The following is a 25304-nucleotide window of genomic DNA, read 5'->3' as shown; positions in this document are numbered from 1 at the left end:
ACCTGGGTCCGCCGTCGTCCCTGGAGTGTGCATGAGCGACCGTCTCACCGCCTCGATGATCAGCCGGGCGGCCGAGCGGTTGCGCCCCGTGACCAGCCGCACGGCGCTGGAGCCCAACGAGCGGCTGTCCGGCCTGGTGGGCGGCCGGGTGCTGCTCAAGCGCGAGGACGCGCAGGTCTGCCGCTCCTACAAGGTGCGCGGCGCGTTCAACCTGATCGCCTCGCTCACGGAGGAGGAGCGGCGGCGTGGCGTCGTCTGCGCGAGCGCGGGCAACCACGGGCAGGGCGTCGCGTTCGCCTGCGCGCGGCTGGGCATCCACGGCCGCGTGTACGTCCCGTCGACCACGCCGAGGCAGAAGCGCGAGCGCATCGCGGCGCTCGGCGGCGACCGGGTGGAGGTCGTGGTGGGCGGCGGCACGTACGACGAGGCGAGCGACGCCGCGCACGCCGACAGCGGCCGTGGCGGGGCCGTCTACGTGCACCCGTTCGACGACGTGCGGACGATGGCGGGGCAGGGCACGGTCGGCCTGGAGATCCTGGAGCAGTGCGGCGAGCCGCCGGGCACCGTGGTGGTCCCGGTCGGCGGCGGCGGCCTGATCAGCGGCATCGCCGTCTGGCTGCGCGAGCACGCGCCCGCCACCCGCATCGTCGGCGCCGAGCCCGCGGGCGCGGCCAGCATGCGGGCCGCGCTGCGGCACGGCGGGCCGATCGCGCTGCCGGAGCTCGACACGTTCGTGGACGGCGCCGCCGTCGGCAGGGTCGGCGAGGCCACGTTCCCGCTGGTGAAAGAGCTGGTGGACGAGGTCGTCGCGGTCGACGAGGGCGCGGTGTGCACGGAGATGCTGGACCTCTACCAGTCCGACGGCATCATCGCCGAGCCCGCCGGGGCGCTCGCGGGCGCGGCGGCGCGCGAGGTGCTGCCGTACGCGCCCGAAGGCCCCGTCGTGTGCGTGGTGTCGGGCGGCAACAACGACGTCAGCCGCTACAACGAGGTGCTGGAGCGCTCGCTCGTCCACATCGGGCTGCGCCACTACTTCCTGGTGACGTTCCCGCAGCGGCCCGGGGCCCTGCGCCACTTCCTGGACGAGGTCCTGGGCGAGGGCGAGGACATCATCGCCTTCGAGTACGTCAAGAAGAACAACCGCGAGACCGGCCCGGCTCTCGTCGGCATCGAGCTGGAGCGGGCGGGCGACCTGGACAGCCTGCTGGCCCGGATGAAGGCCGGTCCGCTCACGGTCGAGCGCATCCCGCCGGGCTCGCCGTTGTTCACCTTCCTCCTGTGAGCCGGGGGCCGCAGATGCCGAGGGCCCTGCCGATCAGGGCGGGATCCTCGGCGGTGTCGAGCAGCGCCATCGCGTAGTCGGCGCGGGAGAGCTGCGCCGCGCCGCCCGTGGCGTTGGCCTCGAAGTCGACGTGCACGCGCCCGGCGGGCGGCTTGTCGTTGAGCATGGTGGCGCGGGCGATGCTCCAGTCGAGGCCGCTGACCTGCAGCATGCCCTCGGCGCGGGCGAGGTCGGCGTACGCCTCGCGGAAGATCAGCCAGGCGAGCGTGACCGCGAGGCGGGGCCTGGTGGCGGGGATGGAGCGGCTGCTCGTCATGACCACCCGCCGGACGCCGTGCTCGTGCATGGCGGTGATGAGGGTGGCGGCGATCCGGCTGCCGCCGACCGCGGCGATGACGGCGTCCTGTCCCTGTACGGCCCGGCGTACGGCGTCGAGGTCGTGCGCGTCGCCCTGGTGCACGCCGGCCAGCTCGGCGGTGCCGGTGAGGAGTTCGGGGCGGCGGGCGAAGGCGGTGATCTCGTGTCCGCGCCGGACGCCCTGGGTCAGCACGTGCTTGCCGGTCCGGCCCGTCGCGCCGATGACCATGATCTTCATGATGATGCCTCCTTCTATATGGCAGTTTGCACTATAGCGATACTCATGGGCTATAGTGCAAACTGCACTAAGAAAAGGAGAGTCATGGCACGACGTCCCGACCTGGTCGGCCTGACCGTGCTGGCCATGCTGTCGGTACGTCCCGCCCACCCGTACGAGCTGCACCGGTTCATCCTCGACACGCACAAGGACTACGTGACGGGGCTGCCGCGCAGCCTCTACCACGCGGTCGACAAGCTGGCCGGCGAGGAGCTGATCGTTCCCGTGGAGACCAGCCGCGAGGGCCGCCGGCCCGAGCGGACCATCTACGAGATCACCGGCGAGGGCCGCCAGGAGCTGGCGACCCGGCTCCGGGCGCTGCTGGAGAACCCGGGCGGCGAGCGCCGCGTCTTCACCGCGGCCGTCTCGCTCATCGGCGTCCTGCCGGTGCCCGAGGCGCTGCAGTCGCTGCGCACCCGGGCGGCGGCGCTCGAAGGGAGCGTCACCGCGCTCAACGGCCACCTGAAGGCGCTGCGCGACAGCGGCCTGCCCGACGTGCTGGCGCTCGAGCTGGACTACGAGCGGGCGCTGACCGAGACCGAGCTGGCCTGGGTCAGGCAGCTCATCGGCCGCCTGGAGTCGGGCGAGCTCGGCTGGTCCGACGCCTCCCGGCGCGACCAGCTCGACCAGCTCGACAAGGTGCTCGACCAGCCATGACCAGATGGCTGCCAGGGTGCGCCAACACCCCGGCAGCCGGACCACCGACAAGGCGCCTGCCCTGCCTGGAGTCGCATCCCCAGGATAGGCGCCGCGACCATGAGGAGTTGCGCCATGTCCGCCGACGCGGAGATCGTCACCATGCTCACCCGTCTCGCCGGCGCCTGGAACGCCGGCGACGCCACCGCCTACGCCGCCCTCTTCACCGAGGACGCCGACTACATCACGTTCGCCGGCACCCACAGCAGGGGCCGGGAGGAGATCGAGTCCTCGCACCGGTGGCTGTTCGAGGGGCCGCTGAAGGGCTCCACCATGCCCGCCCCGGGCGACGTCCTGGTCAAGCCGCTGGCCGACGGCGCCGTGCTGGTGATCGCGCGGGGCGGCACCAGCGTCGGCGGCGACCTGCGCGACTCGGTCGTCAGCTTCACCGCCGTGCGCACCGCCGAGGGCTGGCGCTTCGCCTCCTTCCAGAACACCCGGGTGGCGTCATGACGAAGAAGACGCTGCTCGCCGAGGCGGCCGGGGTCGTCGAGGCGCCCGTCGCCACCGTGTGGGCCGACGAGCGGACGGGACGCCGCCTGGGCCGGCCCACCCGCCCGGCCTGACCGGGCACGCCGCCCGCCCCGGTCAGCGGGCGGGCGGCGCCGCGACGACCGGCCGGTTCGCCAGCGGGCTCGAGAAGATCATCGTGCTCGACGGCTTCCCGTAGACGGCCAGCCGGTCGATCAGCGCCTCGAACGCCGCCATCGACGGGACCGCGATCTTGAGGATGCTGCACACGTCGCCGGTGACGCGGTGGATCTCCCGGATCTCCGGCCAGGCGGCCACCTCGGGGTCACGCAGCACGCACGTCGGCCCGTAGCAGGTGAGCTGCACGAACGCGGCCACCTCCCAGCCGACCCGGCCCGGGTCCACCGTCGCGTGGTAGCCGGTGATCACCCCGGACTCCTCCAGCCGCCGGATCCGCTCGGCCACGGCCGGCGGCGACAGGTGGACGCGGCGCGACAACTCGTTGAAGGAGAGCCTCGCGTTCTCCTGGAGTTCGCGCAGCAGCTCCCAATCCATGGCGTCCATCACACGCTCTTTCGTTCACAAGGTGACCTGGCGGATATCCGTACCGAATATAAGGCCGGAGCCGGGAACGGCCATTTCATCGGCATTCCGTCACTCGGTGCCGCCTCGGCATCATGAGAGGACCGACAAAGCGAGAGGAGTGCCGCAATGCCACGCGTACGTCCGGTCTCAGCCGGTGAACGGGCCGAGCGGGCCAGGGCCGGGGGCGGGCTGCCGACCCTCGACTTCGAGCAGGAGACCCCGTACGACTCCTACGTCGGCACCGGCGCCCTCCTCGGCCTGCAGCGGCCGCTCAGCGACGCGCCGGGCGAGATGTCGTTCCTGGTGATCACGCAGGTGATGGAGCTGTACTTCAAGCTCGTCGCCCACGAGCTGCGCGGCGCCCAGGAGTCGCTGCGCGCCGACCGGGTGCCGGACGCCGTCGCCGCGCTGCGCCGCACCGGCCTGCACCTGGAAGGGCTGAACGGGAGCTGGCGCGGGCTGAGCTGGATGACGCCGTCGGACTTCAACCGCTTCCGCGACCTGCTCGGCGAGGCGTCGGGGCTGCAGTCGAGCATGTACCGGCTGGTGGAGTTCAGGCTCGGGCTGAAGAGCGAGGCGCTGCTGCGGCCGTTCAGGCGCAGCCCCGGCGGGCAGGCGCTGCGGCGGGCGTTCGCCGAGCCGAGCCTGTGGGACGACACCGTCGCGCTGCTCGCCCGGCACGGCCACGACCTGCCCGCCGGCGTGCTCGGCCGCGACCACGCCGCCGAGTACGAGCCGCACGAGGCCGTCGAGCGCGCCTGGGTGGCGGTCTACCGCGACGAGTCCCCCGCCAACCTGCTCAGGTCGCTCGGCGACGCGCTGACCGAGGTCGCCGAGCGGTTCGGCGACTGGCGCTACCAGCACGTGGCGGCGGTGCGCAGGTCGATGGGCGCCAAGCCGGGCAGCGGCGGCTCCAACGGGCTGGCCTGGCTGGAGCGCAGCATGACCCGCGTGGTCTTCCCCGAGCTGTGGTCGGCCCGCACCCACATGTAGACCGGAGGGGATCTTCCGTTCGGCGGGCCGAGCGTCTAACGTCCGGAACGGCCGCGGGCCGCCCGTGCCCGGCCGGTCCGTGAGGAGAACCGCTCGTGCAACTCATGCGCATCGGCGCGCCCGGCGCCGAGAAGCCCGTCGTCCGCGTGGACGACGCCCACTACGTCGACGTCTCCGATGTCACGCCCGACTTCGACGAGCGGTTCTTCGGCTCCGGCCGCATCGCCCTGCTGCCCGAGCGGGTCGCCACCGGCGAGCGACGGCCGTTCGCCGGGGAGCGGATCGGCGCGCCGATCGCCCGGCCGCACCAGATCCTGTGCATCGGCCTCAACTACGCCGACCACGCCGCCGAGGCCGGGCTGCCGGTGCCGGACGAGCCGATCCTGTTCACCAAGTCGCCCAACACCCTCGTCGGACCCCACGACGACGTGCGCATCCCGCGCGGGTCCACCAAGACCGACTGGGAGGTCGAGCTGGGCGTCGTCATCGGCCGCCGCACCTCCTACCTGGACTCGCCGGACGAGGCACGCGACGCCATCGCCGGCTACTGCGTGGTCAACGACGTGAGCGAGCGCGCCTTCCAGATGGAACGCGGCGGCCAGTGGTCCAAGGGCAAGTCCGCCGAGACGTTCAACCCGGCCGGGCCGTGGCTGGTCACCCCGGACGAGATCCCGGACGTGCGCGACCTCGGCCTGTGGCTGGACGTCAACGAGGTACGGCGGCAGACCGGCTCCACCAAGACGATGATCTTCGACCCGTACGTGATCGTGCACCATCTGAGCCAGTTCATGGTGCTGGAGCCCGGCGACCTGATCAACACCGGCACCCCGCCCGGCGTCGGCATGGGCCGCGACCCGCAGGTCTGGCTGCGGCCCGGGGACGTCGTCGAGCTGGGCATCGACCGCCTCGGCAGCCAGCGTCAGCGCGTCGTCGGACCCCGGTAGTGCGGGCGCTCGTCCTGACCGGGCCAAGCCGGGCCGAGGTCCAGGAGGTCGAGCCGCCCGCCGCCCTGCCCGGCGAGGTGGTGGTGGACGTCGAGCGGGCCGGCGTGTGCGGCACGGACGCCGAGCTGTTCAGCGGCCGGATGAGCTACCTGCGCACCGGCCGGTCCCGGTATCCGCTGCGTCCCGGCCACGAGTGGTGCGGCCGGGTGAGCGCGACCGGCGACGGCGTCGACCCGGCCTGGCTGGGGCGGCGCGTCACCGGCGACACGATGCTCGGCTGCGGCCGGTGCGCGCGCTGCCTGGCGGGCCGCCACCACGTGTGCGCGGACGTGGCGGAGCTCGGGATCAGCCGGGGCCGCCCCGGCGCGCTCGCCGAGCAGGTCGCGGTGCCGGTCACGGCGCTGCACCCGCTGCCCGGCGCCGTGGACCCGGCGGCGGGGGCGCTGGCCGAGCCGGGCGGCAACGCGCTGCGGGCCGTCCGCGCCGCCGCGCTGGAGCCGGGCGAGCGGCTGCTGGTGCTGGGCACGGGGACGATCGGCCTGCTCGTGGCGCTGTTCGCGCGGGCCAGGGGCATCGGCGTCCACCTGATGGGGCGCGACGAGGACTCCCTGGAGCACGCCCGGCTGCTCGGCTTCGACCGCCTCTGGACCCGGGAGTCGCTGCCGCCGGCGCCCTGGGACGCCGTGGTCGACGCCTCCAACGCGGCCGGGCTGCCCGCTCTCGCGGCGCGGCTCGCCGAACCCGGCCGGCGCGTCGTCTGCATCGGCCTGTCCGGCAGCCCGTCCACGCTCGACACGCGGGACCTGGTGCTCAGGGACGTCACCGTCGTCGGCGTCCTCGGCGGGTCCGCCGGGCTGGCCGGGGCCGTCGCCGCCTACGCCGACGGCTCCGTGGACCCCCGCCCGCTCGTGGCCGCCACCGTCGGGCTCGACGAGACGGCCGGCGTGCTCGCGGGGCGGCGTCCGGCCGGCGCCGGGCCCGGGCCGAAGGTGCACATCGACCCCCGGCGCGTCAGGGGCGGGTGAGCGCCCGCTGCGTCAGGCCGTCGAGCCGGGCGCGGGCGGCGCGGACGAGGGGCCGGTCGGCCTCCACGTCCGTGACCGTCATGGACGGCAGCGGCAGGGCGGGCAGGGGCAGCACCGGGGTGAGCGTGAGCGGGACGCCGCCGACCTTGGCGCGCAGCCGGGACACGTACAGGACGACGCCGCCCGACAGGCTCAGCCGGGCGAAGCGCTGCCGCGCTGCCCGGCCGGGGCCGCCGGTCCAGTGCAGGCCGTCGGTGATCTCGACGGCGGACATGGACAGCTTGAGCCGGGCGCCGGCGGGCCGGCGCACCACCTCGATCCGCGCGCCGTGCACGGTGAGCCGCGCGGCCGTGAGGCCGGACCGAGCGGGCTCGGCGGGCCCGGCGGGCGTGGCGGGCTCAGCGGGCGTGGCGGGCTCAGCGGGCGTGGCGGGGTGCGGGAGGGCGAGGACGAGGGCCACGGGGACGGCGGCGAGGGCCCGCAGCGGGTCACGCGCCGGACGCTCCCGGCGGGCGGTGGGGGTCCAGGCGCACAGGAGGGCGCCGCCGGTGAGCCCGGCGAGCATGCCGACGCCGAAGCCGCCGAAGTTGGACGTGACGAAGGACCCCAGCGACAGCGCGATGGCGGTGATCCCGAGGAACACCCGCTGCCCGAGCTGCCACCAGCTCAGCAGCCCGGCGGCGACGAGGAGCAGCCCGGCCAGGTAGCCGGAGATCCCGGCGACGCCCTGCCGGACGAGGAGCGGGAGCGGGGCGAGGGGCGCGAGCAGGATGACGGCCCCACCGGCGATCACCCACAGCCCTCCCCAGAAGGGACGGCTGCGGCGCCACCGGCGGAATCGAGCCATGATCAGAAGCACTCGTGGTCGCCGGGCCGGAAGCTCAGCCGCAGCCCGTTGAGCCGGAAGGTGCCCGCGTTGACGGCGTAGGCGGTCTGCCGCAGGCCGGTGATGCGCACGGTGGCGGCCCGCTGGCCGATGTCGCCCCGGCGGCCGGTCCGCCCGGCGGGGGCGCCGAGGGTGGCGGCGTCGACGCCGATCTCGATGTCGCCGAACTCGGCGTCGCCGGAGAGCTGGTGCAGGTCGATGACCAGGTTCGTGACCTCGACGGGCCGCTCGCCGTCGCCCGCCCTGACCAGGAACGTGACGGGCCCGGCGGGGGTGCGGACGAGCGCGGACTGGCACAGGCCGGTGATCCGCGCCCTGCCGATCACCGAGACGAGGACCGGCCGCTGCCCGGCGGTGGTCGCGGCCACGTCGCCGTACTGGGCGAACCCCTCCCCCACGAGCCGGTCCGCCGACACCTTGAACCGCTCGCCCGACAGCGCGAAGGACGCCGCCACGCCGCCCGTGCCGGTCAGGCCGACGAGGAGCGCGGCCGCCGCCAGCGCGGGGACGAGCACGGCGGCGAAGCGGCGCCACCGGGTGCCGCCCGCCGGACCGGGCACCGGCTCACCTGACATCACGTCCCGCCTCCGCTCAGGTGCGGTGTGGTCGCCGGAACGGGCGAACCGGCACGCCACAGTATAGAGACCCATCGCACACAATTGACTACTCTCGGCGACACTGGCCAGATTTCCAAAGCCCACCACACCATCCCTTAACGGGAGGCATCACCGTCACCAGGGAGGAACACGAACAGTCGCTATTCGGTCACGTATGGCTGTGGTGCCATGGGGTCGCGGACGAGCAGAAGGGTGACGGAATGAGCGCAGGCGGTAACGGGCAGGCGTGGCCGCGCCAGGCGGTGGCGATCGTGGGCGTGGGGTGCCGGCTCCCCGGCGGCATCCGCGACCTCGACGGACTGTGGCAGGCGCTGCTGCGCGGCGACGATCTGGTCGGCACCGTGCCGCCGGACCGCTTCGAGGCCGACCGGTACGTCGACGAGTCCATCCCGCGCCTCGACCGCAGCTACACGCGGGCCGGCGGCTTCCTCGACGACGTCACCGGCTTCGACGCCGCCTACTTCGGGATCTCCCCCAAGGAGGCCGCCTCGATGGACCCGCAGCAGCGGCTGCTGCTGGAGATGGCGGCCGAGGCGTTCGACGACGCCGGCATCGACCCGGCCCGCCTGGCGGGCGGCGACACGGGCGTGTTCGTCGGCGTCTCCGACCCGTCGTACGGGGTGCTGCAGGCGCTCGAACCCGGCGGGATGGGCCCGTACACGATGTCCGGCATGGCGCTGTCCATCGCCGCGAACCGGCTCTCGCACGCGTTCGACCTGCGCGGGCCCAGCATGAGCATCGACACCGCGTGCTCGTCGGCGCTGCAGGCGGTCGAACGGGCCTGCCGGGCGCTGGCCGACGGCTCCGCCAGCACGGCGCTGGCCGGCGGCGTGAACGTGCTGCTCAACCCGATGGGGTTCATCGGGTTCAGCCAGGCGGCGATGCTGTCGCCGACCGGGCGGTGCCGGGCGTTCTCGGCCGACGCCGACGGGTTCGTCCGGGCCGAGGGCGGCGGCGTGGTCGTGCTCAAGCTGCTGGACGACGCGCTCGCCGACGGCGACCGGGTGCACGGCGTCATCGTCGGCGCCGCCGCCAACAACGACGGCCGCACGATGGGGCTGGCGCTGCCGAGCACCGAGGCGCAGGAGGCGCTGCTGCGCCAGGTGTACTGGAAGGCCGGCGTCGACCCGGACGAGGTCGCGTACGTGGAGGCCCACGGCACCGGCACGCAGGCCGGCGACCCCGCCGAGTGCGGCGCGCTGGGACGGGCGCTCGGCACGGCCCGGTCGGGCGGCCCGCTGCCGATCGGCTCGGTCAAGACGAACCTCGGCCACCTGGAGCCCGCCTCCGGCATGCCGGGGCTGTTCAAGGCGCTGCTCGTGCTGCGGCACCGGACGATCCCGGCGTCCCTGCACGCCTCGGTGCCGAACCCCGCCATCGACTTCGACGGGCTCGGGCTGAGCATCGTCACCGAGCCGCGCCCGCTGCCCGAGACGGGCGGGCGGACGGTGGTGGGGGTGAACTCGTTCGGGTTCGGCGGCGCGAACGTGCACGTGGCCGTCGCCGCGCCGCCTTCGGTGGGGGTGTCTTCGGAGGGGGCGCCGGGGCGGGTGGAGGGGGCCGTCCCGGTGCCCGTCGTCGTGTCCGCGCGCTCCGGCGGCGCGCTGACGGAGGCCGTCACGCGCGCCGCCGCGCACCTGGAGACGGTCGGCGCGGACGGCTTCTACGACGTCGCCTACACCGCCGCGCGCCGCCGCGGCCTGCACCGGCACCGCGCCGTCGTGCTCGCCGCCTCCCCCGCGGAGGCGGCGGGCGGCCTGTCCAGGCTGTACGCGACCGGGGACGAGGCCCGTACGGGCGGATCGGCGCCCAGGGCGGTCACCGGCGAGGCCGTGGAGCACGGCCGGGTCGCCCTGGTGTTCTGCGGCAACGGGTCGCAGTGGGCCGGGATGGGCGCCGACCTGCTCGGCGAACCCGCGTTCCGGCAGGCCGTCGAGGCCGTCGACGGCGAACTGGCCGACCGGCTCGGCTGGTCGGTGCTTCACGAGCTGGAGCTGCCGCCCGACCGGTGGCGGCTGTCGGCGACCGAGGTGGCCCAGCCGCTGCTGTTCGCGGTGCAGGCCGGGGTGGCGGCGATGCTGGAGGCGGCGGGCGTACGGGCCGGGGCGGTGCTGGGGCACAGCGTCGGCGAGGTCGCCGCCGCGTACACCTCCGGCGCGCTGTCGGCCGCCCAGGCGGCGCGGGTGATCGCCGCCCGCGGGCTGGCGCAGTCGGCGACGCGCGGCCAGGGCCGGATGGCGGCCGTCGGGCTGCCCGAGGCCGAGGCCCGGCAGCTCCTCGCCGGCTACCCCGGCGTGGAGGTCGCCGCCGTCAACACCGCCCGGGACGTGACCGTCGCCGGGCCCCAGGGCGCGCTCAAGCTACTGGGCGAGGACCTGGCGGCGCGCGAGGTCTTCTACCGCGAGCTGGACGTGGACTATCCGTTCCACAGCGCCGCCATGGACGCCGTACGCGAACCGCTCTGCGCGGCGCTGGAGGGGCTGCGGCCGTCTCGGGCGCGGATCCCCATGGTGTCGACGGTCTCGGGCGAGACGCTGACCGGCGAGGAGCTCGACGCCACGTACTGGTGGCAGAACGTACGGCGGCCCGTGCGGTTCGCGGAGGCGGTGGACCGGGTGCTCGCCGACGGGTTCGACGTGCTGGTGGAGGTCGGGCCCCACCCGGTGCTCCGCTCCTACCTGCGCCGCCTCTCCGCCGCCGCCCACACCCGCACCGCCCTCATCCCCACCCTCCACCGCCCCCCGGCGACCGACCCCGCACCCGACACCCCGCAGTCCCCCGCGAACGGCGCAGAGGACACGCCCGCCGTGGGAGCGGACCGGTCCCCGGCGGGTCCCGCGAACGAGGCCCCGGGTGACGGCGGCACGGAAGACGCCCCGGCAGACGGCGCGGAAGACGCCACCACGGACAGCGCGGCAACCGCCCCGGCGAGCAGCACGGGAGACGCGCCCGATCCCGGGGCGGAGGGCGCCCCCGCGAACGGCGCGCACCCCGCTCCGGCGGACGGCCCGGGGGAAACCCTCGCCACGGATGCTCCGGTGGAGGTGGCAGCCGGGGCTGGGGTGGCCGCGGGGCCGGCGGCGGTCGGGGCGGCGGTGGCGGGGGTCGTGGCGGCCGGGGGTGAGATCGACTGGGACCGGTACTTCCCGCGCCCCGGCGTGGTGCGGTCGCTGCCCGCCTACCCGTGGCAGCGGCAGCGCCACTGGACCGGCGGCCCGCTGAGCTGGGCGCGCTCCATCGGCGACCCGGCGATCGTGCACCCGCTGCTGGGCCAGCGGCTGCCGACGCTCGAACCGTCCTGGTACGGGGAGATCGACCAGGTACGGGTGCCGTGGGTGAACGACCACCGGGCGGCCGGGGCCGCCGTGATGCCCGCGACCGGCTACCTGGAGATGGCGCTGGCCGCCGGGCGGCACGCGATCCCGGAGGCGGCCGAGGCGGTCGAGATCGACCGGGCGAGCATCACCCGCGCCCTGGTGGTGCCGCCCCCGAGCGGGGAGCCGGTCTGCGTGCAGACGTCGCTGTCCGCAGAGACGGGCATGATCACCGTGTCGAGCACGAATCGGCGCGGGCAGCATTCGCGCGAGCACTTCCGGGCGCGGGTGCGGCCGCTGCTGCGTGCCGCCCCGCCGCCGCTCGACCTGGCCGAGCTGCGCGCCCGCGTCGCCGAGCCCGTCGACGTGCCCGCCTACTACGCGCGGGCGGCCGAGGGGCGGATGGCGTGGGGGCCGACGTTCCGGGTGCTCACGGGGCTGTGGCGGGCACCGGGTGAGGTCCTGGGCGCGTACACCTGCCCGGACCAGCAGGACGAGCGCTACGAGGCGCACCCGGTGCTGCTCGACAGCGCCCTGCAGGCGGGCGTGCTGTGGCTGGTCGACCTGCTGGTGGACGGCACCGGCTACATGCCCGCGGCGATCGGCGCCGTCCGCGTGTGGGGCAGGCCGGACCCGGAGGGCCTCCTGCACGTACGGGAACGCTCCAGCAGCCTGGAGGAGGTGTGCTGGGACATCACGATCACCGGGACGGACGGCCGGGTGGCGGCCGAGATGGACGGCGTCCGGCTGCGCCGCATGCCGGGCACCCACACGACCCGGCCCGAGCGCTACCACGTCGAGCTGCGCGCGGCCCCCCGCCCCACCGACCCCGCCGCCGCCTGGCCCGGCCCCTCTCCGGCCGCGCTGCTCGCCGGCGCGGCCGACCGGCTGGCCGAAGCGCACTCCGCCTGGCGGGACCTGCGCCATCCGGCGTACGCGGCCCTCCTGGAGGAGACCTCCGCCCACGCCCTCGCCGCGGCGCTGGCGGCCCTGACGACCGGCGAAGCCGAACCGGCCGCCGAGAACGTACCGGCCACCGGAGACGGACCGGCGGCGGAGGGACCGGCCCCCGAGAGCGCGCCGACCGCCGAGAGCACGCCGGCCGCCGAGAGCACGCCGGCCGCCGGGGGCGCGTCGCCCACCGGGAACCGGCCGACCGGTGCGAACCGGCCGGGCGGCGGGGGGCTGGGCGTGGAGGAACTGGTCGCCGTGTGCCGGGAGCCGCGGCATCGGGAGCTGGTGCGGGCGGCGTTGCCGCTGCTGGAGCGGTACGGAGTGCTGGAGCGGCACGGCGACGGGAGCGTACGCCTGGCCGGGGGCGCGCCGGACCTGCGGAGGCTGGTGGAGGCCGGGGCGGCGTTCCCGGCGCAGACGGCGCTGGCGGTGCGGGCCGCGACGCGGCTGCGGGAGGTGCTGGCCGGGGAGGTCGAGGCGGCCGACGTGCTCGGCGCGGACGGGGCCGCCGACCTGCTGGAGCAGTATCACGACATCGGGCCGGTGAGCCTGTTCACGAACCGGATCGCGCGGGCCCTGGTCGAGCAGGTCGTCCAGGGGTGGCCGGTGGATCGGCCGCTGCGCGTGCTGGAGGTGGGGGCGGGCACCGGCGGCACCACGGCGGCGCTGCTGCCGGTCCTGCCGGTCGACCGGACCCGCTACACCGTCACCGACGTGGCGGAACCGGCGCTGGCCCGGCTGCGGCAGCGGCTGTCCGGGGCCGACGTCGTCGAGTTCGGGCTGCTCGACCTGGACGTGGACCCGGGCGAGCAGGGGTATGCGGAAGGCGCGTTCGACCTGGTGGTGGCGGGCGGGTGCCTGCATGCGGCCCGGGACGTGGCCGGGGCGCTGCGCGGGCTGGGGCGGCTGCTCGCGCCCGGCGGGAAGCTGCTCGCGGCGGTGCCGCACCGGGAGGGGCCGCCGTTGCCGCTGCCGGAGCTGACGCCGGAGTTCCGGGACGCGCCGCCGGACGCGCCGACGCGATCCGCGCGGCAGTGGGCGGAGCTGCTGGCCGAGGCGGGCTACGCCGATGTGGTGCGGGCCGGGCCCGAGGAGGACCCTGAGGTGGGCGGCTTCTCGGTGCTGCTCGCGACCTCCCCCGCCGGCGCGTCCGCGGACCGGGCGGCGCTGCCTGACGGCGGGGCTGACGGCACCTGGGTCCTCATCGCGGAGGATTCCGGCGACCCGGTGGTCGCCGAGCTCGCGGCGCTGCTGCGGGAGCGCGGCGGCCAGGCGGTGGTGGCCCCTCCGGGCGACGACCCCGCCGCCTGGGCCGCCCACGCCTCCACAGCCGAGAGGATCACGTACGCCCTGATCCTGGGCGAGCCCGCCCGACCGGACACCCCCGCAGGCGCCACCGAGCCGCAGTCAGCCACCACACCCCCGGACGGCGGCGTGCCGCAGGAGGTCGCCGGGCCGGCCGAGGGTGGCGGGGCGCTGGACGTCGGTGTCCCGCATGAGGTTGTGGGGCGGGTCGTACGGCGGGCGGGGGTGCTCCGGGGGCTGGCGGTGGCCTGTGAGGAGCTGCCGCAGAGCCTGCCCGTGCGGTTGTGGCTGGTGGCCCGGCCCTGCGGGGCGCTGCCTGAGCCGGAGGGCGGCGAGGTGCACGCGGAGGACGCGGCCACGTGGGGGACGGTGCGGTCGCTGGGGAACGAGCAGCCGCGGCTGGACGCCCGGCGGGTGTGCCTGCACCGGGGCGGCGACGCGCGCCGGGACGCGGAGCGGCTGGCGGCGGAGCTGCTGGAGCCGGGCGACGACGACGAGATCCTCCTGGCGCGGGCGGGGCGGTTCACGCCTCGGCTGGTGCGGTCGGCGCCGCCGGCCGTGCGGGCGGCCGCTGGGGACGCGTACCGGCTGGCGGTGCGGGATCCGGGGCTGGCGTACGAGCTCGTGTGGGAGCGGACCGCGCGGCCGGAGCCGGGCCCGGGGCAGGCGCTGGTCGAGGTGGGGGCGATCGGGCTGAACTACCGGGACGTCATGTTCGCGGTGGGCCTGCTGCCGTCGGAGGCCGTGGAGGCCGTGTTCGGCGGGCACGAGCTGGGCCTGGAGTGCGCCGGGACGGTCGTGGCCGTGGGGCCGGGCGTGACGCGGTTGCGCCCGGGGGACCGGGTGGCGGCGGCCGGGCCGGTGGGGTTCGGCAGCCATGCGGTGATCGAGGAGTGGACGGCCATCCGCATCGCGGACGGGCTCGGTTTCGCCGGGGCGGCCACGCTGCCGATGCCGTACTCGACCGTTCATCACGCGCTGCATCACTGCGCGAGGATCCGGGCGGGCGAGACGGTGCTGGTGCACGGCGGCGCGGGCGGGGTCGGGCTGGCGGCGCTGGAGTACGCGCGGGCGGCCGGGGCGCACGTGATCGCGACGGCGGGCAGCGAGGCCAAGCGGGACCTGCTGCGGGCGCTGGGGGCGGCGCACGTGCTGGACTCGCGGAGCCTGCGCTTCGCCGAGCAGGTGCGGGAGCTGACCTGCGGCCGGGGCGTGGACATCGTGCTGAACTCGCTGGCCGGGGAGGCCGTGAGCCGGAGCCTGGAGTGCCTGCGGCACGGCGGGCGCTTCGTCGAGCTGGGCAAGCGCGACATCTACGAGAGCCGGCATCTGGCGCTGCGGCCGTTCGGGGACAACATCGCGTTCTACGGCGTGGACGTGGGCACGCTCATGTGGAAGGACCCGGCGCTGATGGCCGAGCACATGGCGACGCTCCTGACGGTGACGGACATGCGTCCGCTGCCGCACACGGTGTTCCCGGCGGAGCGGGTGGCGGACGCGTTCGCGCTCATGCGGCATTCCCGGCATATCGGGAAGGTCGTGGTCTCGCTGGATCCACGGGACGAGCCGGGCCTGGTGCGCTTCCGTCCCGCCGTGCGGCGGGGCTCGGGCACGTACCTGATCACGGGTGGCCTGAGCGGGTTCGGCGCGGAGACCGCGCGGCGCCTGGCGGGGGCGGGGGTGCGGCGGCTGGCGCTGGTGAGCAGGCGCGGCGCGGCCACGCCGGAGGCGGACGCGCTGCTGGAGGAGCTGCGCGAGCTCGGCGCGGAGGCCACGGCGCACGCGGCCGACGTCGCCGACCGCGACGCCGTGGCTGGCCTGCTGCGCGAGCTCGACGAGGCGGGGCACCCGGTGCGCGGCGTCGTGCACGCCGCCATGACGCTCGACGACGCCGCGCTCGCGGACCTGTCCGACGACCGGTTCCGGGAGGTCCTGCGGCCGAAGATCGCCGGCGCGCTGGTGCTGGACGAGCTCACGGCGGGGCTGCCGCTGGAGGCGTTCGTGCTGTACTCGTCGCTGACGACGATCGGCAACATCGGGCAGTCGCCGTACGTGTCGGCGAACCTGTTCCTGGAGGCGCTGGCCAGGCGGCGGCGGGCCAGGGGCCTGCCCGCGCTCGCGGTGTGCCTGGGCGCGCTGGCCGGCACCGGCGTGCTGGCGCACGGCACCCAGGCGGAGGCGCTGGCCAGGCTCGGCATCGGCTCCATGGACCCGGCCGTGGCGCTGGCCGCCGTGGACGACATGCTGGCCGACGGCTCCGACGTGGCCGTGATCGGCCGCTGCGACTGGGCCAGGCTGCGCCAGGCGCTCCCGGGGCTGCGGCGGCCGTGGCTGTCGGCGGTGCTGCCGCCCGGCGCCGACCAGGCGCCCGACGTCGAGGACCTGCTGGGGAAGCTGGCCCTGATGGACGCCGAGGAGGCGCACGCGTACGTCGTCGAGCAGATCACCGAGCTGCTGTCGTCGGTGCTGCTGGTCCCGGCCGCCGACATCGACCCGGACCGGCGGCTGGACGAGTACGGCCTCGACTCGCTCATGGCCACGCAGCTCCTGCTGTCGATGCGGCACGCGTTCGCGGTGGACATCCCGCCGATGGAGCTGATCCGCGGGGCCGGGACCGTCAGCGACATCGCCCGCACGGTGCTCCTCCACCTGGGGCTGCAGGCCTCGCGCCCGGCTTCCTGAGGAGGAGGCGCATGACCGCCGTTCACGCCCGGGTGGCCGGAGTGGCCGCCCACCTGCCCGAGACCACGATGACCACGGCCGAGCTGGAGGACCGGCTCGCCGCCCGCAACCCGGGGATGGACCTGCCCCGGAGCGTGATCCACAAGGCCAGCGGGGTGCGGCGCAGGCACGTCGCGCCGCCGCACGAGATGCCGTCCGACCTGGCCGCGCACGCCGCCCGCGCGCTGCTGGCCGAGCACGACCTGCACGCGCGCGACCTCGACCTGCTCGTCTACGCGGGGGTGACCATCGACCTCATCGAACCGGCGACCGCGCACATCGTGGCGGCGAAGCTGGGCGCCGGCTGCCCGGTGTTCGACGTGCGCAACGCCTGCAACAGCGTGCTGAACGCGATCCAGGTGGCCGAGGCGCTCATCGTCACGGGACGCCACCGGCGGGTGCTGATCTGCTGCGGCGAGCTGCCGACCGCGTTCATGCCGTGGACGCTGTCCGGGGCCGACGAGTTCCTGACGATCGCCGCCGCCTACACGGTGTCGGACGCCGGGGCAGCGCTGCTGCTGGAGCCCTCGGCGGAGCCGGGCGTGCTCGGCCACCGGTTCGCCGCCCAGTCGCTCGGGTGGGACGCCGCCACCGTGCCGCTGCTCAACCTGACCTCCGACCCGGCGTCCGACTGGCCGGTCATCCGGCCGCTCACCGTCGACGCCGTCGAGCTGGTGCGCGGCATCGAGGCGACCGACCACGCCGTCTTCACCGACCCGCTCGCCGCGCTCGGCCTCACCTGGGACGACTTCGCCGCCGTGTGCGTGCACCAGGCGTCGCTGCCCGCGCTGTGGAAGTTCTGCGACCACGTCGGGATCCCGCAGGGCAAGGTGGTCGTCACCATCGCCCAGCACGGCAACCTGGTGGCGGCGACGCTGCCGGTCCAGCTCGCCCAGGCGGTCGCCTCGGGGCGGGTGCGGCGCGGCGACCTGGTCGCGCTCGTCGGGCTGGCGAGCGGGTTCAGCGCCGGCACGGTGGTGGTGCGGTGGTGACGCCGGCGCCGGTGAGCGAGCTGGTCACCCGGGCCGAGCGGTGGGCCGCCGACCGGCCGGACGCGGTCGCCTGCCAGGTGGGCGGGCGGACGCCGCACGCGGTCAGCTACGCGGAGACGGCCGAGGCGGTGCGGGAGACGACGGCCGCGCTGGCGCTCGCCGGGGTGCGTCCGGGCATGCGGACGGTGTTGCTGGTGTTCCCGGGCGTGGAGCTCGGCGTGCTGGCGTTGTCGCTGCTGCGGCTGGGGGCGGTGCCGGTCATGGTCGATCCGGGGCTGCCGTGGGCGGCGGTGCGGCGGTGCCTGGAGCGGGCGGAGCCGGAGGCGTTCATCGGCGTGCCGCTCGCCCAGGCGGCCCGGCTGGCGCTGGGCTGGGCGCGGCGCACCAGCCGCGTCACGATCACGGTCGGGCCGCGCCGGTTCTGGCCGGGCCCGACCCTCGACGGCCTCCGAGCCACCGCCCGTGCCAACGCGGGCGTCGAGGCCCGTGCCGACGCGGGCGCCACCGCCACCGCCACCGCGCCCGCGCCACCGCCCGGGCCCGATGATCTGGCGCTGATCGCGTACACGTCCGGGTCGACCGGCCCGCCGAAGGGGGTGCCGTTGCGGCACCGGCATCTGACGGCGCAGCTCGACCTGCTCGCCGGGCTGGACGCCGTCCGCGCGGGCGCGTCCGTCCTGTCGACGTTCGTCCCGTTCGCGCTGGGGGCGGCGGCGCTCGGCGCGACCGCCGTGCTGCCCGACCTGGACCCGCGCCACCCGCTGCGGTTCGACCCGGCGGCGCTGGCCGAGGACATCCGCCGCTACCGGGTGTCGGCGGCGTTCGCCGCGCCCGCGCTGCTGGACCGGCTGGCCCGGCACTGCGCGGCCCGGGGCCTGGTGCTCGGCTCGCTGGACACGGTGGCCGTGGCGGGCGCGCCGCTGTCGCTGCCGACGCTGGAGCGCGTGCGCGCCTGCCTGCCCGGCGGGGCGCGGGTGCTGTCGGTGTACGGGGCGACCGAGTGCCTGCCCGTGGCCGCGATCGAGGGGCGTGAGCTGACGGCGGCGCTGGCCGCGCACCCGGGGATGGGCACCTGTCTAGGTGCGCCGCTGCCGGGGGTCGAGGTCCGGGTCATCGGCGTCACCGACGACCCGATCGCCCGGTGGGACGACGACCTGGCGGCGCCGCCCGGCACCGTGGGCGAGATCGTGGTCTCCTCCCCCGCCGTCAGCGACCCGTACCTGGACGATCCCCACGCGACCGCCCTGGCCAGGATCGCGGACGGCGACCGGGTCTGGCACCGGATGGGCGATCTGGGCCGGCTGGACGAGGACGGCCGGCTGTGGTTCGCGGGCCGCAGGTCCGAGCGCGTCCGCGCGCCGGGCGGCGACCTCTACCCCGACCACGTCGAAACGCTGCTGGCGGGGACGCCGGGGGCGCGCCGGGTCGCGCTGGTGGGCGCGGGGCCGCGCCCGGTGCTGGTGGTGGAGCCCGAGGACGGCGTCCGGCCCGGCGCGGCACGGGCCGCGCTGCTGGCGGAGGCCGCGCGGCACCCGGCCACGGCGGGGCTGCGGGACGTGCTGGCGCATCCGCGGTTCCCGGTGGACGCCCGGCACAACAGCAAGATCCGCCGCGACCTGCTCGGCGTCTGGGCCGGGCGGCGGCTGTGAACGTCCTGGTGACCGGGGGCGGCGGCTTCCTCGGCCTGGCGGTGTGCCGCCTCCTGGCCGGGCGCGGCGACACCGTGCGCGCCCTGCACCGCCGCCGGCACGCCGGGCTGGACGCGCTCGGCGTCACCCAGCGCCTGGCCGACGTCCGCGACCCGGCCGCCGTGCGCGCCGCCGTGGACGGCTGCGAGGCCGTGGTGCACTGCGCGGCCATGACGGGGGCGTACGGCGCGTACCGGGACTTCCGCGAGGTCAACGTGGACGGCACCCGCAACGTGCTGGACGCGTGCGCGGCCGCCGGCGCGCGGCTGGTGCACGTGTCGTCGCCGAGCGTCGTCCACGACGGGCGCGATCTGGAGGGCGTCGACGAGTCCGTCCCGTACGCCACCCGGTTCACCGCCGCCTACCCGCGCACGAAGGCGATGGCCGAGCGGATCGTGCTGGCCGGGCCCGTCCCGGCCGTGGCGCTGCGCCCGCACCTGGTCTGGGGGCCGGGCGATCCGCACTTCCTGCCCGGGTTCGTGGCGAACCGGCGGCGGCTGTGGCTGCTGGGCCGCGAGGACCGGACGATCGACACCGTCTACGTGGACAACGCGGCGGACGCCTGCGTGCTGGCCCTGGACCGGCTGCGGCCCGGGTCGCCGCTGTGCGGGCGGGCGTACTTCGTCACGCAGGGCGAGCCGTGCGGCTTCGGCGAGTGGGTGAACGCGCTGCTGGCCGCGGCCGGGCTGCCGCCGGTGCGGCGGCGGCTGCCGGTCCGGGCGGCGCGGGCGGCGGCCTTCGTCCTGGAGCGGCTGGCCGGGGTGCGGGACGGCTGGGAGCCGCCGCTCACCCGGTTCCTGGTGGAGCAGGCGTCGACCGCGCACTGGTTCGACATCTCGGCCGCGCGCCGCGACCTCGGCTACCGGCCGCGCGTGAGCATGGCCGACGGGCTGGCCCGCCTGGCCGCGCACCTTTCGGAGGCCCCGTGACCCGGTTCCCCGGCTACCCGTTCACGTCCCACTGGTACGCGCATCCGTCCCGGGGCGGGCTGCGCCAGCACTACGTGGACGAGGGGGCGGGGCCGCCGGTGCTGTTCGTGCACGGCAACCCGTCCTGGAGCTACCTGTGGCGGCGGCCGGTCGCGGCGCTGCGGGACCGGTTCCGCTGCGTGGCGCCGGACCATCTCGGCATGGGCCTGTCGGACAAGCCGTCCGCCGAGGAGTACGAGCACACGCTCGCCTCACGCGTCGACGACCTGGACGCGCTGGTGGGGCACCTCATCGCCCGCCGGGGCGCGCCCGGCCGGGGGTGGACGCTGGTCATGCACGACTGGGGCGGGCCGATCGGCATGGCGTGGGCCTGCCGCCACCCGGGCCGGGTCGCCCGCCTGGTCATCCTCAACACGGCGGCCTTCCCGAACCCGCACGGCGAGCGGGTCCGGCTGCCGCTGCGGGCGCCGCTGTGGGTGCTGCGCCGCACCCGGCTGGGGGCGCGGCTGTTCCTGCGGCACAACCTGTTCGCGCGGGCCGCCACCTGGCGTCCGCTCGGCGTGCGCCGCCGCATGCCCGCGCACGTGCGGGCGGCCTTCCTGGCCCCGTACGACCGGCCCGCGCACCGGGTGGCCGTGCAGCGGTTCGTGCACGACATCCCGCTGCGGCCGGGCGATCCGGCGTGGCCGCTGCTGGAGGGGACCGCCCGGCGGCTGGACCTGTTCGCCGGACTGCCCGCGTTCGTCGGGTGGGGGCTGCGCGACCCGGTGTTCGACCCGGCCGTGCTGGCCGAGTGGCGCCGCCGCCTGCCCGCGGCCCGGGTGCGCGTCTACCCTCGGGCCGGGCATTACGTGCTGGAGGACGCGCACGAGGAGCTGGTCCCCGAGATCCGCGCGTTCCTGACCGGGTCCGCCTGACCCGGCTGTTCAGGCTCCGGGGTTCTTGCGGGCGATGGCGGCGTTGAGCGCGGTGGCGAACAGCGTCCATCCGGCGTAGGGCAGCAGGAGCAGCCCGGCGCGGCGGTCGGCCGCCCAGCCCCGGCGGACGAGCAGCGCGTTGGAGGCGTTCAGCACGGCGATCTCGGCGAGCGCCGCGCGCGGAGCGTGCGCCCGGAAGAACAGGGCCGGCCAGGCGGCGTTGAGGAGCAGGTTGGCGGCCAGCGCGCCGCGGAACGCCCGCCGGTCCTCCTCCCGCCCGTTCGACAGGGCCCGGGCGCCGGCGTAGGTGATGAGCCCGTACAGGGGCGTCCACACCAGGCCGAACGCCTGCGGCGGGGGCTGCCACGACGGTTTCGCCAGCCGCCGGTACCAGGCGGAGCGCGCGTCGGTGGCGAGCGTTCCGGCGACGGCGGCGGCGGTGACCCCGAGTGCGGTCTTCAGCAGGAGTTTCCCTCTCATGGCGACCTCCTGCCCTCGGACCGCGCTCCCGCACCTCGGTCAGGGGCCGGCGATCCCCCTCTCGCGGAACCGCACATCCTGGGGCATACTTATGCCGGTTGACCATGATCACTGACCCCCGGTGAAGGGAACCATGGCTGAGCGTGGCATCGACCGGCGTCGGCTCCTGACCGTCTGCGGCCTGTCCCTGGGGCTGGCCGCCCTCCCCACCGGGGCGCGGGCCGCCGCCTCACCGCCCGGCCCCCGGCCCCGCCGCGCCGAGGCGACGTGGGAGAACATCATCGAGAAGTCCTCCTTCAGCAGCTGGGCCGCGTTCGACCAGGAGTGGAACCGCCTCTACCCGTGGGACGGCGACGCGGACACGCACAACGGCGCCGCGCTGATGCACGCCGACCAGATCGCGCTGTCGGGAGGCGTGCTCACCCTGACGGCGACCCGGCTCGCGGCGGCTCAGGGCACCAGCCCCCACGCGCCGCACGCCCCGCTCTGGTACCGCTCGGGCGCCGTCCACGCCAAGGAGCTGATCCTGGTCGACGACCAGTTCCCCGAGTACGACATCGAGGGCGAGTTCAGCGCGCAGACCGGGCCGGGCGTCTGGCCGGCGTTCTGGACGACCGGCGAGTGGCCGGCGTGGCCGCCGGAGAGCGACATCCTGGAGTACGTGGGCGACTCCACGAACCTCTTCAACACCTGGAACAAGACCTCCAGCGGCGACGAGGGCGAGGAGTCCGGCGGCGACCACTTCGTCACCCGGGCGAAGGTCCCCGTCGCCGACCCGGCGGCCTGGCACACGTACCGGGTGTGGATGTACAAGCAGGGCCCCGACGTCATGATCGACTACTACCTCGACGGCACGTGGGTGGCCACCCACCGGGGCAGGAACTGGGCCGGCGTCCCGCAGCGCCTCATCATCAACCTGCAGATGGGCTCGTACGCCTCCGGGCTGGACGGGCCCGGCGACGCCGGCTGGGCCGACCAGCTGCCGGGGCCCACCGGCGACACCCTGCTGCGCGCCCGGAACGTGTGGGTGGGGCGCACCCGCGCCTGGTAGCGGCACCGGTCCGATCATCACCGTCATTTCCCGCCACGTCACACGACAGATGGAGGAAGTGCTCGTGAAACTCGCACACCGCCGACCCGCCCGCCGACTGGCCCGCCGCCTGGTGACCGCCCTGACGGCGGCGTCCGCGCTGGTCCTCGCCATGACCTCGCCGGGCGCCGCGGGCGCCGCCGGGGCCGCGCCCGTGAAGGTGGAGCCGCTGGCCGTCACGAGCCTCCCGCCGATGGGCGCCAAGGCCGCGGAGCTGACCGCGAAGGCCCGCGGCGGCACGGCCAGGACCGCCTCGCCGCAGCGGGCGCGGGCCGCGCGGGCGTTCCACGAGCTCCAGCTCAACCTGTGCAACAGCGGCAAGGCCGCCTGCTACGCCGACGGGCAGGCCGTCTTCGAGGGCGGCGACCTGATCTACGTGCTGGCCCCCGACCTGGTGACGCTGAACGAGATCTGCTCCGTCGACCTGCCGGACTACCTGCAGCCGTCGCTGGCCGAGGCGTGGCCGGACGACTGGACGTACTCCGTCTTCCAGCCGGCGCTCAACAAGGCCACCGGCCAGCCGATCACCTGCACGAACGGCGGCACGTACGGCAACGCGGTGCTCGGCCGGGTCCCCGCGGACCTGTGGCAGGGGGCCGAAGGCTGGGCCGGCCAGTACACGACGCAGGACAGCGGCAACGAGGCGCGCACGTTCGCCTGCGCGTACGCGATCGGCGACCACCTGTCGTGCGCCACCCACCTGAGCGCGGCGAGCGAGGCGATCGCGCTGGCGCAGTGCCGGGCGCTGATGTTCGACGCCGTGCCGTACATCAGGTCGGAGGAGGGCATCTCCGGCAAGACGGTCGTCGGCGGTGACTTCAACCTGGAGTACGACACCTCCGACCCGGAGAACGTCCAGAAGTGCGTGCCCGCGGGCAACGTCCGCAAGGGCGACGGCGACGTCCAGCACGTGATCTTCAGCAACGACTTCGCCTTCACCGGCCGCTCCACGTTCGGGATGACGCACACCGACCACGACGCCCTCCTGATCAAGCTCAGCAAGCCGTGAGCGGGTCAGTCCCAGCGGAAGAAGGCTGAGGCGACGGCCGTCCCCACGACGACGCAGCCGGCCAGGCCGATCAGGTGGGCGCCCTGCACCGGGGCGCCCGCCCAGGCCGCCGACAGCGCCTCGACCCCGGCGCCGAACGGCAGCCACTCCCCCACCGCGGCGACCGGCCCCGGCAGGCTGTCGCGCCCGCCGAACATGCCGCCGGTGGCCCCCAGCAGGAAGAACAGGGTCAGGCCGATCGCCACGGCGGAGTTCGGCGTGGGCGACAGCGCCGCGACGATCAGCCCGGCGGCGTACATGGCGGCCACCATCAGCGCCAGCACGCCGACAGCGGCGCCCGCGCGCACGGGCGGGTTCGCGCCGAAGGCCAGCAGGGCGAGCACCCAGGCGGCGGCGATGCCCACGGCGATCTGCGCCACCCCGACCGCGCCCTGCGCGACCAGCACCATCAGCGGCGAGGCGGGCGTCACGCCGAGGCGGCGCAGGATGCCGCTGCGCCGGTAGTAGGCCAGGAAGCTCGGCATGTTGACGACGCCGGTGGTGGCCGCGACCATCGTGAACACCAGCGGCAGCACGTACACGTCGAGCGCGGTGCGGCCGTTGCCGACGCTCTGACCCCCGGCGGCGGAGGCGTTCATCACCAGGATGAGCATCGGCAGGCCGATCGGCACGATCAGCCCGGCGGTGTCGCGGGCCACCATCTTGAGCTCGCAGACCAGCAGCGTGGCGAAGGCGCGCGGGCCCGGCCGGTGCGCGGTGACGTCGGTCATCGGGCGTCCTCCTCCTCGGCGCCGAGCCGGTGCCCGGTCAGCGCGACGAACGCGTCCTCCAGCCCGGCCCGCTCGCTGCGGGTCCCGGTGGCCACGACGCCGGCGCGCACGAGCGCGACGCTGACGGCCTGCAGCAGCTCGCCGTGCCCCTCGACGACGACCCGGCCGCCGTCGGCGCGCACCCGCTCGACGCCGGGAACCCCTTCCAGCAGGCCCTCCGGTACGGGCGTCGCCGCGTGGAAGGTGATCCGCTGGGCGAACCCGGCGCGTTCGACGAGCCCGGCAGGCGAGCCGAGGGCGACGACCCGGCCCGCGTCGAGCAGCGCGACCCGGTCGCACAGCCGCTCGACCTCCTCCATCGCGTGGCTGACGAGCAGGATGGTCACGCCGGAGTCGCGCATCCGCTCGACGGTGGACCACATCTGGCGGCGCGCCTCGGGGTCGAGCCCGGTGGTGAGCTCGTCGAGGATCACCACGCGGGGCCGCCCGACGAGGGCGAGCGCGATCGACAGCCGCTGCTGCTGGCCGCCGGACAGGCTCTCGAACCGGTTGCGGGCCGAGGCGGTCAGGCCGACCGACTCGATCAGCTCCCCGGCCGGCACCGGGTCGCGGTAGAAGGTCGCGTACAGGCGGACCAGCTCGGACACGGTGAGCGCGGCGTGCAGGGTGGCGTCCTGCAACTGGACGCCGAGGACCTGGCGCAGCCGGGCCCGGTCGCGCCGGGCGTCCAGGCCGAGGACGCGGACGGCGCCGCGGTCGGGCCGCCGCAGCCCGGCGATCAGCTCCACGGTGGTCGTCTTGCCCGCCCCGTTGCGTCCGAGGATGCCGAAGATCTCCCCGGCGTCGATCGTCAGGCTGACGTCCTCGACGGCGACCTTGGGCCCGTAGCGCTTGTGCAGTCGTTCCGCCTCGACGGCGGGCGTTGATGACATGTCCCGGACGTTAGGCGGGGGCCGCCCACCGGCGCCCGTGCCGATCGTCAGCATCGGCGGCCATGACTTT

Annotated in this window: 20 protein-coding genes; 13 read left to right on the top strand and 7 right to left on the bottom strand. The window is 75.5% G+C overall.

Going from position 1 to position 25304, the window contains the following annotated elements:
* Positions 1-31: 31 nt before the first annotated feature.
* Entirely contained in the window at positions 32-1282 is a 1251-nt protein-coding gene (gene ilvA, locus ACWDXC_RS18775) for a threonine ammonia-lyase IlvA (RefSeq protein ID WP_364182678.1), read from the top strand.
* Here the strand turns inward: ilvA and ACWDXC_RS18770 are convergent.
* A complete protein-coding gene (locus tag ACWDXC_RS18770; protein WP_449983317.1) occupies positions 1266-1877 on the bottom strand; it encodes an NAD(P)-dependent oxidoreductase in 612 nt (203 codons plus the stop codon). The genes ilvA and ACWDXC_RS18770 overlap by 17 nt on opposite strands.
* 84 nt (positions 1878-1961) lie before the next feature.
* Between ACWDXC_RS18770 and ACWDXC_RS18765 the strand changes: the two genes are divergently transcribed.
* The gene (locus tag ACWDXC_RS18765) at positions 1962-2573 is read left to right on the top strand and encodes a PadR family transcriptional regulator (protein WP_449983314.1); all 612 of its coding nucleotides are present in this window, start codon (positions 1962-1964) and stop codon (positions 2571-2573) included.
* A gap of 114 nt (positions 2574-2687) precedes the next feature.
* On the top strand, positions 2688-3065 hold the full coding sequence (locus ACWDXC_RS18760) for an SgcJ/EcaC family oxidoreductase (protein WP_449983311.1): 378 nt from the start codon (positions 2688-2690) through the stop codon (positions 3063-3065).
* A gap of 135 nt (positions 3066-3200) precedes the next feature.
* Here the strand turns inward: ACWDXC_RS18760 and ACWDXC_RS18755 are convergent, their stop codons facing one another.
* A complete protein-coding gene (locus tag ACWDXC_RS18755) occupies positions 3201-3647 on the bottom strand; it encodes an Lrp/AsnC family transcriptional regulator (protein ID WP_449983308.1) in 447 nt (148 codons plus the stop codon).
* A 147-nt stretch (positions 3648-3794) separates the two neighbouring features.
* Here ACWDXC_RS18755 and ACWDXC_RS18750 point away from each other — a divergent pair, with 147 nt between their 5' ends.
* From ACWDXC_RS18750 to ACWDXC_RS18740, 3 genes are all read left to right on the top strand, one after another.
* Positions 3795-4661, top strand: a complete 867-nt coding sequence (locus tag ACWDXC_RS18750) for a tryptophan 2,3-dioxygenase (RefSeq protein WP_449983305.1) — start codon at positions 3795-3797, stop codon at positions 4659-4661.
* 95 nt (positions 4662-4756) lie between these two features.
* Positions 4757-5605, top strand: coding sequence for a fumarylacetoacetate hydrolase family protein (locus tag ACWDXC_RS18745; protein WP_449983302.1), 849 nt, complete (start codon positions 4757-4759; stop codon positions 5603-5605).
* Positions 5605-6630, top strand: a complete 1026-nt coding sequence (locus ACWDXC_RS18740) for a zinc-dependent alcohol dehydrogenase (RefSeq protein ID WP_449983299.1) — start codon at positions 5605-5607, stop codon at positions 6628-6630. Before ACWDXC_RS18745 ends, ACWDXC_RS18740 begins: the two co-directional genes overlap by 1 nt.
* On the opposite strand, the gene ACWDXC_RS18735 is transcribed toward ACWDXC_RS18740, so the two are convergent.
* Positions 6617-7477, bottom strand: a complete 861-nt coding sequence (locus ACWDXC_RS18735) for a DUF6114 domain-containing protein (protein ID WP_449983297.1) — start codon at positions 7475-7477, stop codon at positions 6617-6619. The genes ACWDXC_RS18740 and ACWDXC_RS18735 overlap by 14 nt on opposite strands.
* A gap of 2 nt (positions 7478-7479) precedes the next feature.
* Positions 7480-8076, bottom strand: coding sequence for a DUF6230 family protein (locus ACWDXC_RS18730; protein ID WP_449983294.1), 597 nt, complete (start codon positions 8074-8076; stop codon positions 7480-7482).
* 257 nt (positions 8077-8333) lie between these two features.
* Between ACWDXC_RS18730 and ACWDXC_RS18725 the strand changes: the two genes are divergently transcribed.
* Genes ACWDXC_RS18725 through ACWDXC_RS18705 form a run of 5 tightly spaced genes read left to right on the top strand, consistent with a single transcriptional unit; the run spans position 8334 to position 20953 of the window.
* Complete coding sequence (locus ACWDXC_RS18725) at positions 8334-16388, top strand: SDR family NAD(P)-dependent oxidoreductase (RefSeq protein WP_449983291.1); 8055 nt, start codon at positions 8334-8336, stop codon at positions 16386-16388.
* Between the two features lie 11 nt (positions 16389-16399).
* A complete protein-coding gene (locus ACWDXC_RS18720; RefSeq protein WP_449983288.1) occupies positions 16400-17419 on the top strand; it encodes a 3-oxoacyl-ACP synthase III family protein in 1020 nt (339 codons plus the stop codon).
* Entirely contained in the window at positions 17413-19068 is a 1656-nt protein-coding gene (locus tag ACWDXC_RS18715) for a fatty acid CoA ligase family protein (RefSeq protein ID WP_449983285.1), read from the top strand. The genes ACWDXC_RS18720 and ACWDXC_RS18715 overlap by 7 nt, the downstream gene beginning before the upstream one ends.
* Positions 19065-20036 carry an NAD-dependent epimerase/dehydratase family protein gene (locus ACWDXC_RS18710; protein ID WP_449983283.1) on the top strand — a complete coding sequence of 324 codons (972 nt, stop codon included), beginning with the start codon at positions 19065-19067 and terminating at the stop codon, positions 20034-20036. Before ACWDXC_RS18715 ends, ACWDXC_RS18710 begins: the two co-directional genes overlap by 4 nt.
* Entirely contained in the window at positions 20033-20953 is a 921-nt protein-coding gene (locus tag ACWDXC_RS18705) for an alpha/beta fold hydrolase (RefSeq protein WP_449983280.1), read from the top strand. Before ACWDXC_RS18710 ends, ACWDXC_RS18705 begins: the two co-directional genes overlap by 4 nt.
* Positions 20954-20962: 9 nt before the next feature.
* On the opposite strand, the gene ACWDXC_RS18700 is transcribed toward ACWDXC_RS18705, so the two are convergent.
* A complete protein-coding gene (locus ACWDXC_RS18700; RefSeq protein WP_449983279.1) occupies positions 20963-21433 on the bottom strand; it encodes a TspO/MBR family protein in 471 nt (156 codons plus the stop codon).
* A gap of 133 nt (positions 21434-21566) precedes the next feature.
* On the opposite strand from ACWDXC_RS18700, the gene ACWDXC_RS18695 reads away from it, so the two are divergent.
* Both ACWDXC_RS18695 and ACWDXC_RS18690 read left to right on the top strand, forming a co-directional pair.
* Positions 21567-22484, top strand: coding sequence for a glycoside hydrolase family 16 protein (locus ACWDXC_RS18695; protein ID WP_449983276.1), 918 nt, complete (start codon positions 21567-21569; stop codon positions 22482-22484).
* Positions 22485-22548: 64 nt separating this feature from the next.
* Positions 22549-23532, top strand: a complete 984-nt coding sequence (locus tag ACWDXC_RS18690) for an endonuclease/exonuclease/phosphatase family protein (RefSeq protein WP_449983274.1) — start codon at positions 22549-22551, stop codon at positions 23530-23532.
* A 5-nt stretch (positions 23533-23537) separates the two neighbouring features.
* Here ACWDXC_RS18690 and ACWDXC_RS18685 read toward each other — a convergent pair whose 3' ends face one another.
* Positions 23538-24302 carry an ABC transporter permease gene (locus tag ACWDXC_RS18685; protein WP_449983271.1) on the bottom strand — a complete coding sequence of 255 codons (765 nt, stop codon included), beginning with the start codon at positions 24300-24302 and terminating at the stop codon, positions 23538-23540.
* The gene (locus ACWDXC_RS18680) at positions 24299-25234 is read right to left on the bottom strand and encodes an ABC transporter ATP-binding protein (RefSeq protein WP_449983268.1); all 936 of its coding nucleotides are present in this window, start codon (positions 25232-25234) and stop codon (positions 24299-24301) included. The genes ACWDXC_RS18685 and ACWDXC_RS18680 overlap by 4 nt, the downstream gene beginning before the upstream one ends.
* Positions 25235-25304: the final 70 nt, after the last annotated feature.

The sequence above is a fragment of the Nonomuraea sp. NPDC003214 genome, from assembly GCF_053590035.1.
The sequence above is the reverse complement of the archived record's forward strand: the minus strand, read 5'-3'. Positions and strand labels throughout refer to the sequence as shown.

Coding starts and splice junctions, on each gene's coding strand:
- ACWDXC_RS18750 (WP_449983305.1), top strand. CDS start 3,795: ATGCCACGCGTACGTCCGGTCTCAGCCGGTGAACGGGCCGAGCGGGCC.
- ACWDXC_RS18700 (WP_449983279.1), bottom strand. CDS start 21,433: ATGAGAGGGAAACTCCTGCTGAAGACCGCACTCGGGGTCACCGCCGCC.
- ACWDXC_RS18725 (WP_449983291.1), top strand. CDS start 8,334: ATGAGCGCAGGCGGTAACGGGCAGGCGTGGCCGCGCCAGGCGGTGGCG.
- ACWDXC_RS18735 (WP_449983297.1), bottom strand. CDS start 7,477: ATGGCTCGATTCCGCCGGTGGCGCCGCAGCCGTCCCTTCTGGGGAGGG.
- ilvA (WP_364182678.1), top strand. CDS start 32: ATGAGCGACCGTCTCACCGCCTCGATGATCAGCCGGGCGGCCGAGCGG.
- ACWDXC_RS18760 (WP_449983311.1), top strand. CDS start 2,688: ATGTCCGCCGACGCGGAGATCGTCACCATGCTCACCCGTCTCGCCGGC.
- ACWDXC_RS18765 (WP_449983314.1), top strand. CDS start 1,962: ATGGCACGACGTCCCGACCTGGTCGGCCTGACCGTGCTGGCCATGCTG.
- ACWDXC_RS18720 (WP_449983288.1), top strand. CDS start 16,400: ATGACCGCCGTTCACGCCCGGGTGGCCGGAGTGGCCGCCCACCTGCCC.
- ACWDXC_RS18680 (WP_449983268.1), bottom strand. CDS start 25,234: ATGTCATCAACGCCCGCCGTCGAGGCGGAACGACTGCACAAGCGCTAC.
- ACWDXC_RS18755 (WP_449983308.1), bottom strand. CDS start 3,647: ATGGACGCCATGGATTGGGAGCTGCTGCGCGAACTCCAGGAGAACGCG.
- ACWDXC_RS18695 (WP_449983276.1), top strand. CDS start 21,567: ATGGCTGAGCGTGGCATCGACCGGCGTCGGCTCCTGACCGTCTGCGGC.
- ACWDXC_RS18770 (WP_449983317.1), bottom strand. CDS start 1,877: ATGAAGATCATGGTCATCGGCGCGACGGGCCGGACCGGCAAGCACGTG.
- ACWDXC_RS18685 (WP_449983271.1), bottom strand. CDS start 24,302: ATGACCGACGTCACCGCGCACCGGCCGGGCCCGCGCGCCTTCGCCACG.